The following is a 14,670-nucleotide window of genomic DNA, read 5'->3' as shown; positions in this document are numbered from 1 at the left end:
AATTAGTTTAACTCAGTTAAGAAACTTTGACCGTTTTCAGGTAAGGTGACCTTAAAGTTATCTGCAATTGTTGCCCCAATATCTGAGAAATGGCCAACCGGAAGAGCGCCTGACTCTTTCATTTGTTTACTGTAAACCATTAACGGAATATATTCCCGGGTATGATCGGTACCTTTAAAGCTTGGATCGTTCCCGTGGTCTGCTGTAATCATTAATAAATCATCCTCTGCCATTGCCTCAATAATTTCAGGTAAGCGAGCGTCAAATTCTTCTAAAGCTTCTCCGTAACCTGCCACATTCCGGCGGTGTCCGAATAAGGCATCAAAGTCTACTAAGTTAGTAAAACTTAAACCGGTAAAGTCTTGTTTCATAACAGTAAGTAATTGATCCACTCCGTCCATGTTAGATTTTGTTCTCACAAAATCTGTCACTCCTTGACCATTAAAAATGTCATTGATTTTACCTACAGCGATCACGTCTTTTCCACCTTGTTTTAAGTGGTCTAACACAGTATCCCCAAATGGATCTAGAGCATAGTCATGACGGTTAGGAGTTCTAGTGAAGTTACCTGGCTTTCCGACATAGGGTCTAGCAATAATTCGGCCAATCATATACGGATCCTCTTTGGTAATTTCCCGAGTGTAGTCACAAATTCGGTACAATTCTTCTAACGGAATAATGTCTTCGTGAGCGGCAATTTGAAGCACAGGGTCTGCTGAGGTATAAACAATTAAATCCCCTGTTTTCATTTGATGCTCACCGTAATCATCCAGCACTTTTGTGCCGCTATAAGGTTGATTACACACAATGCCGCGACCTGAAAATTCAGAAATTTTTTCTAGTAATTCTTCTGGGAAGCCTTCTGGAAAAACTCTAAACGGCGTTTGAATATTTAAGCCCATGATTTCCCAGTGACCTGTCATGGTATCTTTTCCAACAGACACTTCTTGTAATTTCGTTGCATAACCTTTTGGCTTAGCTACTTCTTTGACCGTTTTTAAGGGAGCGATGTTCCCTAATCCTAGTTGTTCCATGTGAGGCACATGTAAGCCAGCTATTTCTGAAATATGTCCCAACGTATGAGAACCTACATCCCCAAACTGCGCGGCATCTGGTGCTTCTCCAATTCCAACAGAATCCAATACAATTAAATGAACACGATTAAACATGTTGATTCCTTCTTTCTTTTCTCCATCAAGTATTATTTACCAGAAACGTGCCATAAGAAAGGACAAATTCTGTCATTCCTTGGCACGTTTTGTTTATTATTTAGATTTAATATAAGTTTGTCCGTTTGCTTTAGGCCCTTGAGATTTACCAATGAATAGAACTAATACCAATACAGTCAACACGTAAGGTGCTGCTTGTAAATAAACAGATGGTAAATTTTTCAAGAAGTCAATTTGACTACCAATAACTGCTAAACTTTGAGATAATCCAAAGAAAATAGCTGCAGCCATTACGGTTAATGGGTTCCACTTACCAAAAATCATAGCCGCCATAGAAATGAATCCTTGACCAGCAATTGTGGAAATAGAGAACTGTCCAGAAATAGATTGAACAGCTACCGCTCCACCCATACCGCCTAAGAAACCAGAAATCATTACGCCAGCATATTTCATGCCGTAAACATTAATTCCTAGAGTATCAGCCGCTTGTGGATGTTCCCCAACCGAACGCAATCTTAAACCAAATTTAGTTTTAAAGATAACATAGTAAGCTAAAATAGCAACTAATACTGCTACATAAGCTGGTGCTGATGTATCTTTAAAGAAGATTTCTCCTAAAACCGGAATATCTTTTAATATAGGAAAACTAGTTTTACCAAAACGAGCTTTAATCAAGTCTGTTTGACCATGTCCATCAAAGATCATTTTAGTTAAAAATACTGTCAGACCTGGTGCCATTAAGTTAATAACAGTACCACTAACAATATGATCAGCACGCAAGTTAACAGTTGCTACTGCGTGAATCAAAGAAAATAGTATTCCAATTACACCACCGAATAACATAGCTATCCAAGGTGTTAATGCGCCAAATATATTGACAGTAAATAAGTTAAACACTGTGGCACTAAATGCCCCAATTGTCATGATACCTTCTAATCCTACGTTTACAATCCCACTACGTTCTGAAAATGTACCACCCAACGCTGTAAATATTAAAGGAGCTGAGTAGACTAGAGCAGAGGATACGATAATCGCTAATGTTCCTACCATGATTAAGCCTCTCCCTTCCCAGTCATTTTTTTAGCTGCAAATTTATCCATAATGTAGCGAATGGCATAATTAATTCCTACAAAGAAGATAATAGAAGCAATCACAATTTCTACAATTTCTTTTGGCACACCAACACTTGGCATTTTCAATCCACCAATTTTAAGAACGCCAAATAATAGGGAAGATAATAAAATACCAATTGGATTTCCGCCACCTAATAGAGAAACAGCTAAACCATCAAATCCAATTTCTGGAGCAGCACTTAATACATAAAGATTTTCAAATGTTCCTAATCCTTCTACAACTCCACCCATACCTGCTAAAGCACCTGAAATAACCATTGCTAAAATAATGTTTTTCTTAGCATTCATACCAGCATATTCAGAAGCAAGTGGATTCAATCCAACTGAACGAAGCTCAAAACCTGCTGTTGTTCTCTTCATTAGAACCCAAACTAAAACAATCATTAATAAGGCTAAGAAGATACCGCCGTTTAAACGAGAGCCTCCTGAAAGTTGAGTTAAAAAGTCACTTCTTAAAGAGGCATTCGGACTAATTTTAGGAGTAGCATCTGCATTGTCAGTTAACACATAACGAACAATATGGTTACTAATATATAAAATAGTGTAGTTCAACATAATAGTTACGATAACTTCACTTGTACCAAATTGAGCTCTAAAGAAACCAGCAATCCCTGCCCATAAAGCACCTGCTAGAGTTCCAGCAATAATACATAACGGTACTAATAAAGCTTTAGGTAAATCTGGGAAGGTCATAGCTAACCAAATGGAAGCAATCCAACCACATAAAGCTTGACCAGCTAACCCAATATTAAAGAAGCCAGCTGTATAAGCGACTGAAAAACCTAAACCAGTTAAGATTAGCGGAGTAGCTAGCCGAACAACTTCTCCTACATTATACGCACGACCAAAGGCTCCTTCTATCATAGCCCCGTACCCTTCAACTGGATTGTATTGGAAAACTAACATAATAATGGCACCTAGTAATAATCCGGCTAAAACCGAAATAACTGGAACAGCTATACTTCTTACTAATTCATTTTTCTTATTCATGACTTACCGCTCCTTCCTTCACTTGCGCAACTTCTGCTCTTGCTCGTTCTAAAGGAACACCAGCCATTAATAAACCAAGCTCTTGTTCGTTTGTTTCTTTTGGATCAACAATTCCAACTACTTGTCCTTCAAACATCACAGCAATTCTATCAGAAACATTTAAAATTTCATCTAATTCAAAACTAACACACAAGACACCTTTACCACTATCTCGTTGTTCAATTAATCGTTTATGGATGTATTCAATCGCTCCCACGTCCAACCCACGAGTTGGTTGTGCTACGATTAATAAATCTGGATCTCGATCAATTTCCCGTGCGATAATCGCTTTTTGTTGGTTACCACCGGACAAAGCACTGGCTGGTACCAACTCGTTAGTGGTTCTCACATCGAATTCTTCTATCAGTTCTCGTGCGTGAGAATTAATCATCTTATAATCTAAAATACCATGCTTACTTAATGGCTCTTTGTAATAAGTTTGAAGAGCTATATTTTCCGCTAGTGTCATTGGTAAAACTAAACCAAAACGATGACGGTCTTCTGGAACATGTCCCACGCTATTTTCAGTAATAGTTCGTGGTCGTTGACCGGTCATATCTTTTCCGTTAATTTCAACTGTTCCACTTTCTACTTTTCGCATACCTGTAATGGCTTGAAGTAATTCACTTTGACCATTACCATCAATTCCCGCAATCCCAACTACTTCTCCTGCGCGAACTTCTAAATTTAGTCCATTAACTGCATTCAACCCACGATTTTCTTTCACCACTAAATCTTTAATTTTTAGCACTGGTTTCGTAGGATGAGATGGGCCTTTCGGTGTCTTAAAGGACACCGAACGACCTACCATTAAATCGGCCAATTCTTGTTGAGAAACGTCTGCTACATTAACTGTATCAATACTTTTTCCTCGACGAATAATTGTACACCGATCTGCTACAGCTTTAATCTCATCTAATTTGTGAGTGATAATAATAATAGATTTTCCTTCTGCTACTAATTCTTTCATAATCACGATTAACTCATCAATTTCTTGAGGAGTTAACACAGCAGTTGGTTCATCAAAAATTAATAAATCTGCCCCACGATATAATGTTTTTAAAATCTCAACACGTTGTTGCATACCAACAGAGATATTACCGACTAATTCCCCTGGTTCAACTTTGAAACCATATTTTTCCGAAACAGCCAGAATGTCTTGATATGCTTGTTTGTTGTCAATAGCAACACCATTAGTTGGTTCGCTACCTAAAATGATGTTTTCGGCAATTGTAAAATTGTCAATCAACATAAAATGCTGATGCACCATTCCAATACCTAAGCGATTAGCAACAGTCGGACTAGATATTTTTTCTTCTTTACCATTAATACGAATAGTTCCTGAGGTTGGTTCTAATAAACCTGATAAAATATTCATTAATGTTGATTTCCCAGCACCGTTTTCACCTAATAAGGCATGAATTTCACCCTTTTTAACACGTAAATTAATGTTATCGTTGGCTTTGAAATTCCCAAATGCTTTTGTTATGTTTTCCATTTCAATCACGTATTGTGATTCGCCCACTTTATTCACTTCCTAACTATTTCGGTCAAATATGTTAACGTGTCACTTGTCTAAGTGTCTTAACAATTATTTTTTACTTGGTTTTTCTGGAACTTTAATGTCACCAGCAATAATTTTATCTTTTGCTTCATCAACTGCTTTTTGGATATCAGGATTTACTTCGTCTAATTGGCCCTTAGTTAAATCAACACCGCCGTCTTTAAGACCAAATACTTCTGTTTTACCACCATTGTATTTGCCATCTTGTGCGTCAGTAGCAATTGTTTTAACAACAGTACCTACACCTTTTAATGTTGAAGTTAATGTTACGTTACCGCCGTCATATTCACCTTCATCATGTTGGTCACGGTCTACTCCGATTACCCATACAGGATTTTCAGGTTTAGTTTTCATAACGTCGATTGCTTCTGAGAACACACCATTACCAGTATCACCTGACGCATGGAAAATCACGTCAGCACCACTTTTATACATAGCTGCTGCAATAGATTTACCTTTAGCAGCATCACCAAATGATCCTGCATATTTCACATCAATTTTGATGTCTTTATCTACTGATTTAACACCATCAACAAAGCCAGCTTCGAAACGGCCAATTACTTCCCCTTCTTGTCCACCAACAAAACCAACATGTTTAGTTTTGCTTGCTTTAGCTGCTGCAATACCTGCTAAGTATGATGCTTCATTATCTTTAAAGATAACTGATTCTACGTTATCTTTTCCTTTGATAACATCATCAATGATTACAAATTGTGTGTCTTTGTTAGCATCTGCAATTTCTTCAATGGCTGGTTGTAATTTAAATCCAATACCAAAAACTGTGTTGAAACCATCATCAATAGCACTGTTTAAGTTTGGTGTAAATTCTGAGTCTGAGTTAGATTGGTAGTAGTTATAACCACCTGTTCCTTTTTTCTTATCGTTCTCTTTACCCCACTCTTGTAAACCTTCCCAAGCAGATTGGTTAAATGATTTATCATCTACCCCACCTACGTCAGTTACTAATGCTGCTGAGTAGTCTGCTCCTTTACCTTTGTCTCCACCTGTTGCAGTATCGTCAGCTTTTTTGCCTCCACCACAAGCTACTAGCGATACAGCTAGACCTAGAGTAAGTAACCCTAAACCAATTTTTTTAGATGTTTTCATCTTCTAAAGCCCCCTATATATTTTTTTTATTTAACAGCCAATCCGGCCAATTAAATCAGAAATTATAACTGCTCTTCAGTAAATGAATATGGTAATAACTCACCAACGGTTACATCTTTTAGTTCGCCATCTTTATTTACTAAGGTAACTGGCATTGATGGGTCGCAAAATTCTATCATGACTTGCCGACAAGCTCCACAAGGTGAAATAGGTTCATCTGTATTGCCTGAAATAACTAAATGACTGAATTCCTTATCTCCTTCAGATACCGCTTTAAAAATAGCTGTACGTTCTGCACAATTAGTTAAGCCAAAAGATGCATTTTCAATGTTACTACCTGTGTATATTTTACCTTCTTTGGTTACTAAACAGGCACCAACAGGAAAATGTGAATAAGGAACATAGGCAAAATCTTGTGCCTGTTGAGCGGCTTTAACCCATTCTTCTTTAACACTACTCATCGTTTATAGCCTCCTAAGCTTCGGTTACGATTTGAATACTAGCACTAGTACCTAAACGTGTGGCACCAGCGTCAATCATAGCTAACGCTTCTTTTTTCGAATGAATTCCACCAGAAGCTTTAACTCCCATTTCAGGTCCAACAGTTTGACGCATTAACTTAACATCTTCTACTTTTGCCCCACCTGTTGAAAAGCCTGTGGAAGTTTTAACAAAATCAGCACCAGCTTCTTTAGCTGCTTGACATGCTAGTTTAATTTCTTCATCTGTTAATAAACAGGTTTCAATAATTACTTTGACTAATGCTTTATTTTTAGCTTCTTTAACGACTGCTTCAATATCTCTTTGAACGACTACTAATTGTCGGTCTTTCAAAGCACCAATATTAATCACCATATCCACTTCATCAGCCCCGTTTAAAATAGCATCTTTTGTTTCCAGAGCTTTGACTTCGGTTGTTGTAGCTCCTAAAGGGAATCCAATAACTGTACAAACAGCAACTGGCTCTTTAGCTAAGGCTTCATAAGCATATTTGACCCATGTAGGATTCACACATACTGAATAAAATTGATGTTTCTTCGCTTCTTCAATAAGTTGCTTAACCTGAGCTTGAGTTGCATCAGCCTTCAATAGCGTATGATCAATTTTTCGATTTAACTCCACGTTACGTCCCTCTTTCTATTACTCTGTGATAATTTTCCTAACTAATACAGGTTCAGCGACTTCTTCACCAATTTCTATATTGTTATATAATAGCTGTTCCACTTCTGTAATATCTTCCGTATTAGCGTATACCGTAACAAGTGGTTCACCTTGTTCAACAGCCATACCAACTTTTTTATGTAGTTTAACACCAACTGTGTAATCAATCACGTCTTCTTTTGTCTTACGGCCTGCTCCTAATAACATAGCGGCAATCCCAACGTTTTCAGCGTGAATATTGCGAATATAACCTGATTCTTTTGCTGGTAAAACAGTAACATATTTAGCTGTTCCCATTTTTTCTGGTTGATCTACAACACTTGGGTCTCCCCCTTGGTTTTCGATCATTTCTTTGAATTTAGCTAACGCTTTACCAGAATGAAGAGCTTCTTCTAGTAATTGGCGGGCTTCTTCTAAAGTTTCAGCTTTTTTAGCTAAAACAACCATTTGACTTCCTAAAACAAATACCATTTCTTCTAAATCTTTAGGTCCTTGTCCTTTTAAGGTATTGATAGCTTCTTCAATTTCAATAGAATTACCAATCGCTTCTCCTAAAGGCTGAGACATATCAGATATAACAGCCATTGTTTGACGACCAGCTAATTTACCAATACGAACCATTGTTTCAGCTAAACGTGTAGCATCTTCAATATTTTTCATAAAAGCACCATCACCTGTTGTTACATCTAAAACAATTGCATCTGCCCCAGCTGCAATTTTTTTACTCATAATAGAACTAGCGATGAGAGGAATTGAATCAACAGTTGCTGTCACGTCCCGTAACGCATATAATTTTTTATCTGCAGGGGCTAAATTTCCGGATTGGCCTGTAACAGCAACCTGACTCTCATTCACTAAACGAATGAACTGTTCATTAGGTATTTCTACTTGAAAGCCTGGAATCGCTTCTAATTTATCAATCGTTCCACCAGTATGTCCTAAGCCTCGGCCAGACATTTTAGCTACTGGAACGCCAACACTTGCAACTAGAGGGGCTAATACTAATGTAGTTGTATCACCAACTCCACCTGTTGAATGTTTGTCTACTTTTATCCCTGTGATAGATGCTAAATCAATCACATCGCCTGAATTGGCCATATTAAGAGTTAAATTAGTAATTTCAGTATCAGTCATATCTTGATAAAAAATAGCCATTAATAAAGCACTCATTTGATAATCAGGAATATCCCCGTTAGTATAACCTTTTACTAAAAACTCAATTTCTTCTGTTGTTAATGATTTTCCGTTTCTCTTCTTTTCAATAACATCGACCATTCTCATTCGATCATCCCCTTATAGTTCGTTATTAATTATAACTAAATCTACTGAAAATATAAAATATTTTCTAGTAAAGCGTTTTACTAAAAGTAATCGCTTTCTTTAATCGCTTACAAAAGAGATAATAACATCTCTTTTTTAATTAGTCAACCGTTTTACGCTATCTCTTACCAATAATTTAGTCTCAAAAATCTTGTTAGGAATGCGTTGTTTAGGGTTTTCTATAGCATCTAAAATAAATTTTGCTGCATAAAAACCAATATCAAAAGTTGGCTGGTAAACAGTGGTTAAAGCCGGTGCCATATACCGAGCAATTTCTAACCCGTCAAACCCTATAACTGATACATCATCAGGAACACGTAAATCAGCTTCTAAAAGAGCTTGGTAAGCTCCCACAGCCATTTGGTCATTACTACAAAAAATAGCTGTAAAATCTTTTTGACTTTGTTCGATAACTTGTTTCGTTGCTTGATAACCACCTTGCATAGTTAATGGTCCTTCTGAAATTAATTGAGGATTATAATCTATATTGTAGTCTTCTAGACAGTTCAAATAACCTGTAATTCGTTCTGATAATTGATAGTAGTCACCAACTTCTTGAATAAAGGCAATTTTTTGATGGCCCATTTCTATAAAATACTTAACTCCGGAATAAACCCCTTGATATTCTTCTACCAATAATTTACCTTGTTCTCGAGGATTTTTACCCATATCAATCAAAACAAGTGGAATATGTCTTCTTAACACATCATCATTTTTCAAGATTTTCTCACTTAATATATTAGGCGTAGCAATAATAATTCCTTCTACAGAACGGTAAACCAGTTGTTGAAAATATTTTTCTTCAAGTTTAGGATCATGTTTAGAGTTACATAAAATAATCATGTATCCTAAGGAATTAAAATAAGATTCCACTCCTTCGATTAATTTAGAGAAAAACAAATCTGTTACATCTGGAACAATCATCCCGATTGTTCGAGATTTTTTCATGATCATATTTTGAGCAAAAAAATCAGGTTGATAGTTCAGTTCATCTACTACTTTAAGTACACGTTGCCTTGTTTCTTCACTAAACCGACTGCCTTTATTATTTAAAATATGGGAAACAGTCGTCGTGGAAACACCTGCTTTTTCCGCAATATCTTTAATCGTAATTTTCATTTTGCTCCTTCTCCTTAATATAAATTAACGGACCAATATCCCCTTAAGAATACCAAACTTTTTGAGAAATAGGTAGTTTCTTTTTTTCTGAAAATCTGAAAATTAAATTGACTTATTTCTTTATATTTTATATAATGAGAAAAACATTAAGAAATGAGGAGTTTTTGCTATGAAAATCTTACATCACTTAAAGAATATTCGCCCCATAAATAACTCATTTTTCTTTAGCTATTTTAGATAGCGTTTGTAAACATGTCACTCATGGATACAAACGTTAACCTTGTATCTATGATGGCTAAAGCATTTTTTGTTGGATTTGTTTGCCACATAGCAATTGCTCTGAATGGCTAAACTTTCTAACAAATAAAAGACAGGTATGATTTTATCATTATTTTATTATTAGAATTCAATCCATTCAGATAAATATCTGAATGGATTTTTTTATTTTATTTTTAAGGAGGAAACACATGAAAAAAAGAAACCGCTGGCTCATTTATCTGTTTGGTTGCCTTAGTTTAATGATTAGTATCGGACTAGCCACCCACCTGACTAAAGAAAAAGCCAAAAACTATTACACTGTTGGAGTACTACAACTAGTTCAACATCCTTCACTGGATGCAGCTTATCATGGGTTTAAAGACCGGTTAGAAACAACTCAGCAACTAGATAAACCTGTTCATATTGTCTTTCAAAATGGTCAAGGAAATCAGGATAATCTTAAAAACATGAGCGAAAAACTAATTCGTGATAAGCCAAATTTACTACTAGGTATCGGTACCCCCTCTGCTATCTCTCTTTTAAATGAAACAAAACAACTGCCAATTTTAGTGACAGCTGTAACAGATTTAACTAGTTTACATTTAATTCACTCCAATCAACATCCTGGTGGAAATTTAACTGGAACTTCTGACATGGTGCCAATTACTGACCAAATAACCTTACTTCTAAAATTACTTCAAGGAAAAAAACATGTAGGTATTCTCTATAATGCTGGAGAGGAAAACTCTGTTATTCAAGTTAATCTTGCCAAACAATTTTTAGAAAAACAGCATTGCCAAGTTTCTTTACTCACAGCGACTAGTACCAATGATGTGCAACAAGTAACAGAAAGCTTAGCTAAAAAAGTCGATGGACTTTATATTCCAACTGACAATATCTTTGCTAGTGCTATGCCTATTGTTGGTCAAGTAGCTCAGAAATACCAACTCCCTGTCGTCACTGGCTCTATTGATATGGCTAAAGAAGGAGGCACTGCTACTTACGGAATCGATTACTATTCTTTAGGACAGCAAACTGCTGATATGGCGATTAACCTGCTTAAACAAAAAAAACAGCCTGCTACTTATCCAGTAGAAACTTCTAACCACCTGACTTTATATCTTAATCATGACAAATTAAATCAACTGAATATTCCATTAGAGTCTATTCAAGTTAACTAGAAAGGAAGTTTTATATGCTTAATTTTTTAACTCATTTACCAAGTATTTTTATCTCATCTGTTAGTCAAGGGTTTCTTTGGTCATTTTTAGCTGTAGGCGTTTATATTACCTTTCGCTTATTAGATATTCCTGATATGACCACAGAAGGTAGTTTTCCTTTAGGTGGGGCAATTGTTTCCATCTTGATTTTACAAGGCGCTTCTCCAGTAATTAGTACAAGTTTAGCCGTTTTAGGTGGCATGTTAGCGGGTTTAATCACTGGTTTGTTACACACAAAATTAAAAATACCTGCTTTATTAGCAGGTATCATCACAATGACTGGTTTATATTCGATTAATTCACGAATTATGGCGAACAGTGCTACTTTATCTTTAATTCAGCAACCAACTGTTTTCTCATGGTTTGAAAAAATACTTAAACAGCCCCATCTTTCTATCATTATATTAGGAGGAATGTTATTGCTGATCCTACTTCCATTATTATATCTGTTTTTCCAAACTGAAATAGGTTTAGCCATTATTGCTACAGGAGATAATCTAACGATGAGTCAAGCTAATGGCATCAATACGAATAGTACACAATTACTTGGCTATATGTTAGCTAATGGCTTAATTGCTTTAAGCGGTGCGCTTTTAACTCAGCAAAAAGGATTCTCTGATTTAAACGCTGGCATAGGTACCATTGTCATTGGTCTAGCCTCAATTATTGTAGCGGAAGTTCTATTTAAACAAAAACCCTTACTCACTCGGCTATTCACTATTGTTTTAGGCACTGTTGTTTACCGCTTAATTCTGGCCTTTATTTTAGAATTGCCAATTCAAGCTAATGATAATAAGTTTTTCTCAGCTTTATTTTTAGCTGGTTGTCTCTGTTTACCACTTTTACAACAACAAGAAAAAAAATTAAAAAAAGGAGTGACTTATCATGGCTAATCTGTTAGAACTAAATAATGTCAATCATTATTTCCACTTAAACACGGTTCATGAAACCCATGTCCTTCAAGATATCCAATTAACGATGAAAGAAGGAGAGTTTGTCACCATTATTGGTGGAAATGGGGCAGGGAAATCTACCTTATTAAATAGTATTGCTGGCACTTTCCCAGTCACATCTGGAAATATTCTCTTAAATCAAGAAGATATTACTAAAAAAAATGTTGTACAACGTAGTCAATTTATTAGTCGAGTCTTTCAAGATCCTAAAGCTGGAACTGCTGTGCGACTAACAGTAGGTGAAAATTTAGCTATCGCTGCTTGTCGTGGTAAAAAACGGACGTTATCTAGGGCGAAAACAGCTAAAAACCGTTCCTTTTTTATCGAAAAATTAAAAGGATTAAACATGGGTTTAGAAGAAAAAATAGATACTGAAATCGGCTTATTATCAGGAGGACAAAGGCAATCTATTACTCTTTTAATGGCAACATTAAACAAGCCTAAATTACTCCTATTAGATGAACATACTGCTGCTCTTGATCCTAAATCTTCTCACATAATTATGAATAAAACCAAAGAATTAATTGACCAACAACACTTAACAACTTTTATGATTACTCATAATATGGAAGATGCTTTAAATTATGGACAACGACTCATTATGTTACATCAAGGAAAAATAGTAGTAGATTTAGATGAAACAGCGAAGAAAAATTTAACAGTAGCTGACTTATTAACACTTTTCCAAGAACAAAGTGGTCATTCTATACAGGATGATGCCCTTTTATTACAGTAAAAAAATAGTTATCCACATGTGGATAACTATTTTCAGCTATTATTCTTTACTTTTTTCAATATATTTTAACGCACCACTGGGACAAGTGTGGATAGTTTGAATAACTTTTTCTTTGTTGTCTGCATCAGGTAATACCCAGGGTTTTCTTTCTAAATTAAATACCTGTGGATTACCTGTTGTACATTTAGCAGAATGCTGGCACTTATTTAAATTAAAATAAACATCTACCTCTTTTCCTCTATATTTGCGGTATCCTTGATCTAATAATTCTTGCTCCTTCATTTGTCATCATCCTTTTTTATTTTATACCTTTATTATACAAAAAAAGCCACTTAGGAGCTAATCATTTAAGATTAGCCTGAGTGTCTTTTTTTATTTAGCATGACGGTTATGCTTAAAACTGTAAATAGTTAATAACATAGCCAAACTACATAAGATAAACGCACCTGTATAAACAACATGCATCCCATAAATAAAATAATTAGGATGATCTTCCAAATAAGTGGTAACAGGATAACCTGCTCGGTGGCTCATAGACCCATAAAGTAAGGTAGTAGATAAAGCAATACCAATCACCATACCAATGTTTCTAAATAAACCATTTAAACTCCCAACAACCCCTAATTGATCTAAGGATACACTACTCATAACAATAGTATTATTCGGTGACTGAAAAATACCATTTCCTAAGCCAAGTAAACCAATACTTACAATAAACCACCAAAGCGGTGTTTTTAAATCAATAAACGCAAATGAAAGTTGAGCAAGAGTCATAATAGCTAAGCCAATGATTGTTAACACTCTAGGACCATATTTATCAGTAAAATAACCACTGACAGGAGCTGTTACAACCATTACTAAAGGGAATACCATCATAAGTAATCCTGCAAATGAGGCGTCATATCCATGAGCATTTTGTAAAAAGAACGGCAATACCACATTCATAAAAAAGTTAGCAGCAAACACTAACATAGCGGTAACTAACCCAGCTGTTAAAACTTGGTTATTAAATAATTTAAAGTCTATTAACGGTTGAGCCACCCTTTTTTCTCGGTAATAGAACAAGACAAAACTAAGTACGCTTATAGCTAGTAAACCTAAAATCAAAGGTTGAAGAAACCCGATTTCTTGTCCTAAAAAAATACTGGCAAAAAATGGTAGTAAAAAACTAGCAAAACTGATAAATCCTAGCCAATCAATAGCCACACCACTTTTACTAAAGTCTTGGGGTAAAATATATTTGCCTAATACCATAGCTAATAAACCAACAGGGACATTAATCCAAAAAATATAAGACCAACCCATGTTAGCCACTAAAACTCCGCCAATACCTGGTCCAGTAATAGAGCCTAGTGACACAAAGGTCCCAATTAACCCTAAAGCTCGTCCTCTTTCATGAAAAGGAAACACTTCAGTAATAATCCCAATGTTAGTAGCCATTGTCATACTAGCCCCTAAAGCTTGAATAACTCGGCCTACTAATAAGGTTGTTAGTGAATGAGGAACGCCACACAAAAAAGAACCTATCACAAAAATGAATGTTCCTAACTTAAATATTTTAATTTTTCCCACACTGTCACCAATTTTCCCAAATAAAGGTAAACAGGTACAAATCGTCATTAAGTAAATCGAAACAACCCAAGTAATTTGATTAGTTGGGACTTGTAACTCTTTAGACATGGTGGGTAAAGCAATATTAACAATACTCCCATCTAAAGTTGCCATAAATGTAAATAAACCCACTGCAAATAAAATAAGCCAGCGTTTCTTCTGAACTGCTGGGTCCTGCTGAAAATCAATATGTGTTGCCATAAAATTCCTCCCTAATTTTAAATCTCTACTTATTATACTGATTCTAAAAAAAAGATGTAAGTAAAATCAACTCAAAAAAAACTGATAAA

Annotated in this window: 14 protein-coding genes; 3 read left to right on the top strand and 11 right to left on the bottom strand. The window is 35.6% G+C overall.

What is annotated here, in order from left to right; translation table 11 throughout:
* Nucleotides 1-2 precede the first annotated feature (2 nt).
* The 9 genes from deoB to C7P63_RS09520 form a co-directional block, all read right to left on the bottom strand.
* On the bottom strand, nt 3-1,169 hold the full coding sequence (gene deoB / locus C7P63_RS09560) for a phosphopentomutase (RefSeq protein WP_125943932.1): 1,167 nt from the start codon (nt 1,167-1,169) through the stop codon (nt 3-5).
* 96 nt (nt 1,170-1,265) lie between these two features.
* Nucleotides 1,266-2,219, bottom strand: coding sequence for an ABC transporter permease (locus C7P63_RS09555; RefSeq protein ID WP_125943931.1), 954 nt, complete (start codon nt 2,217-2,219; stop codon nt 1,266-1,268).
* Nucleotides 2,220-2,221: 2 nt separating this feature from the next.
* The gene (locus C7P63_RS09550) at nt 2,222-3,292 is read right to left on the bottom strand and encodes an ABC transporter permease (RefSeq protein WP_125943930.1); all 1,071 of its coding nucleotides are present in this window, start codon (nt 3,290-3,292) and stop codon (nt 2,222-2,224) included.
* Nucleotides 3,285-4,829 carry an ABC transporter ATP-binding protein gene (locus C7P63_RS09545; protein ID WP_165863818.1) on the bottom strand — a complete coding sequence of 515 codons (1,545 nt, stop codon included), beginning with the start codon at nt 4,827-4,829 and terminating at the stop codon, nt 3,285-3,287. The genes C7P63_RS09550 and C7P63_RS09545 overlap by 8 nt, the downstream gene beginning before the upstream one ends.
* A gap of 93 nt (nt 4,830-4,922) precedes the next feature.
* Nucleotides 4,923-6,002: a BMP family lipoprotein gene (locus C7P63_RS09540; RefSeq protein WP_125943928.1), complete on the bottom strand. Its 1,080-nt coding sequence runs from the start codon at nt 6,000-6,002 to the stop codon at nt 4,923-4,925.
* A gap of 62 nt (nt 6,003-6,064) precedes the next feature.
* Complete coding sequence (locus tag C7P63_RS09535; RefSeq protein WP_125943927.1) at nt 6,065-6,463, bottom strand: cytidine deaminase; 399 nt, start codon at nt 6,461-6,463, stop codon at nt 6,065-6,067.
* Between the two features lie 13 nt (nt 6,464-6,476).
* A complete protein-coding gene (gene deoC / locus C7P63_RS09530) occupies nt 6,477-7,124 on the bottom strand; it encodes a deoxyribose-phosphate aldolase (protein ID WP_125943926.1) in 648 nt (215 codons plus the stop codon).
* Between the two features lie 18 nt (nt 7,125-7,142).
* Nucleotides 7,143-8,444: a pyrimidine-nucleoside phosphorylase gene (locus C7P63_RS09525; RefSeq protein ID WP_125943925.1), complete on the bottom strand. Its 1,302-nt coding sequence runs from the start codon at nt 8,442-8,444 to the stop codon at nt 7,143-7,145.
* Between the two features lie 135 nt (nt 8,445-8,579).
* On the bottom strand, nt 8,580-9,602 hold the full coding sequence (locus C7P63_RS09520) for a LacI family DNA-binding transcriptional regulator (RefSeq protein WP_125943924.1): 1,023 nt from the start codon (nt 9,600-9,602) through the stop codon (nt 8,580-8,582).
* Nucleotides 9,603-10,069: 467 nt separating this feature from the next.
* Between C7P63_RS09520 and C7P63_RS09515 the strand changes: the two genes are divergently transcribed.
* From C7P63_RS09515 to C7P63_RS09505, 3 genes are read left to right on the top strand one after another with little or no spacing between them, the layout of a single operon-like run.
* Nucleotides 10,070-11,041: an ABC transporter substrate-binding protein gene (locus C7P63_RS09515; protein ID WP_125943923.1), complete on the top strand. Its 972-nt coding sequence runs from the start codon at nt 10,070-10,072 to the stop codon at nt 11,039-11,041.
* A gap of 14 nt (nt 11,042-11,055) precedes the next feature.
* A complete protein-coding gene (locus C7P63_RS09510) occupies nt 11,056-11,973 on the top strand; it encodes an ABC transporter permease (protein ID WP_125943922.1) in 918 nt (305 codons plus the stop codon).
* Entirely contained in the window at nt 11,966-12,769 is an 804-nt protein-coding gene (locus C7P63_RS09505) for an ABC transporter ATP-binding protein (protein ID WP_125943921.1), read from the top strand. The genes C7P63_RS09510 and C7P63_RS09505 overlap by 8 nt, the downstream gene beginning before the upstream one ends.
* A 39-nt stretch (nt 12,770-12,808) precedes the next feature.
* Here C7P63_RS09505 and C7P63_RS09500 read toward each other — a convergent pair whose 3' ends face one another.
* Nucleotides 12,809-13,051 (bottom strand): (4Fe-4S)-binding protein, encoded by a 243-nt coding sequence (locus C7P63_RS09500; RefSeq protein WP_125943920.1) that lies wholly within the window; start codon nt 13,049-13,051, stop codon nt 12,809-12,811.
* A gap of 90 nt (nt 13,052-13,141) precedes the next feature.
* Entirely contained in the window at nt 13,142-14,581 is a 1,440-nt protein-coding gene (locus C7P63_RS09495) for an MFS transporter (protein WP_125943919.1), read from the bottom strand.
* Between the last annotated feature and the right edge of the window lie 89 nt (nt 14,582-14,670).

The organism is Vagococcus humatus, assembly GCF_003950325.1.
Classification (GTDB): domain Bacteria; phylum Bacillota; class Bacilli; order Lactobacillales; family Vagococcaceae; genus Vagococcus_C; species Vagococcus_C humatus.
This window is presented reverse-complemented; position numbering and strand designations above follow the sequence as displayed.

What these genes read in the sequence shown, in the direction of transcription:
- deoB (WP_125943932.1), bottom strand. Translation starts at nt 1,169, where the DNA reads ATGTTTAATCGTGTTCATTTAATTGTATTGGATTCTGTTGGAATTGGA.
- C7P63_RS09555 (WP_125943931.1), bottom strand. Translation starts at nt 2,219, where the DNA reads ATGGTAGGAACATTAGCGATTATCGTATCCTCTGCTCTAGTCTACTCA.
- C7P63_RS09550 (WP_125943930.1), bottom strand. Translation starts at nt 3,292, where the DNA reads ATGAATAAGAAAAATGAATTAGTAAGAAGTATAGCTGTTCCAGTTATT.
- C7P63_RS09545 (WP_165863818.1), bottom strand. Translation starts at nt 4,829, where the DNA reads ATGGAAAACATAACAAAAGCATTTGGGAATTTCAAAGCCAACGATAAC.
- C7P63_RS09540 (WP_125943928.1), bottom strand. Translation starts at nt 6,002, where the DNA reads ATGAAAACATCTAAAAAAATTGGTTTAGGGTTACTTACTCTAGGTCTA.
- C7P63_RS09535 (WP_125943927.1), bottom strand. Translation starts at nt 6,463, where the DNA reads ATGAGTAGTGTTAAAGAAGAATGGGTTAAAGCCGCTCAACAGGCACAA.
- C7P63_RS09525 (WP_125943925.1), bottom strand. Translation starts at nt 8,444, where the DNA reads ATGAGAATGGTCGATGTTATTGAAAAGAAGAGAAACGGAAAATCATTA.
- C7P63_RS09520 (WP_125943924.1), bottom strand. Translation starts at nt 9,602, where the DNA reads ATGAAAATTACGATTAAAGATATTGCGGAAAAAGCAGGTGTTTCCACG.
- C7P63_RS09515 (WP_125943923.1), top strand. Translation starts at nt 10,070, where the DNA reads ATGAAAAAAAGAAACCGCTGGCTCATTTATCTGTTTGGTTGCCTTAGT.
- C7P63_RS09510 (WP_125943922.1), top strand. Translation starts at nt 11,056, where the DNA reads ATGCTTAATTTTTTAACTCATTTACCAAGTATTTTTATCTCATCTGTT.
- C7P63_RS09505 (WP_125943921.1), top strand. Translation starts at nt 11,966, where the DNA reads ATGGCTAATCTGTTAGAACTAAATAATGTCAATCATTATTTCCACTTA.
- C7P63_RS09500 (WP_125943920.1), bottom strand. Translation starts at nt 13,051, where the DNA reads ATGAAGGAGCAAGAATTATTAGATCAAGGATACCGCAAATATAGAGGA.
- C7P63_RS09495 (WP_125943919.1), bottom strand. Translation starts at nt 14,581, where the DNA reads ATGGCAACACATATTGATTTTCAGCAGGACCCAGCAGTTCAGAAGAAA.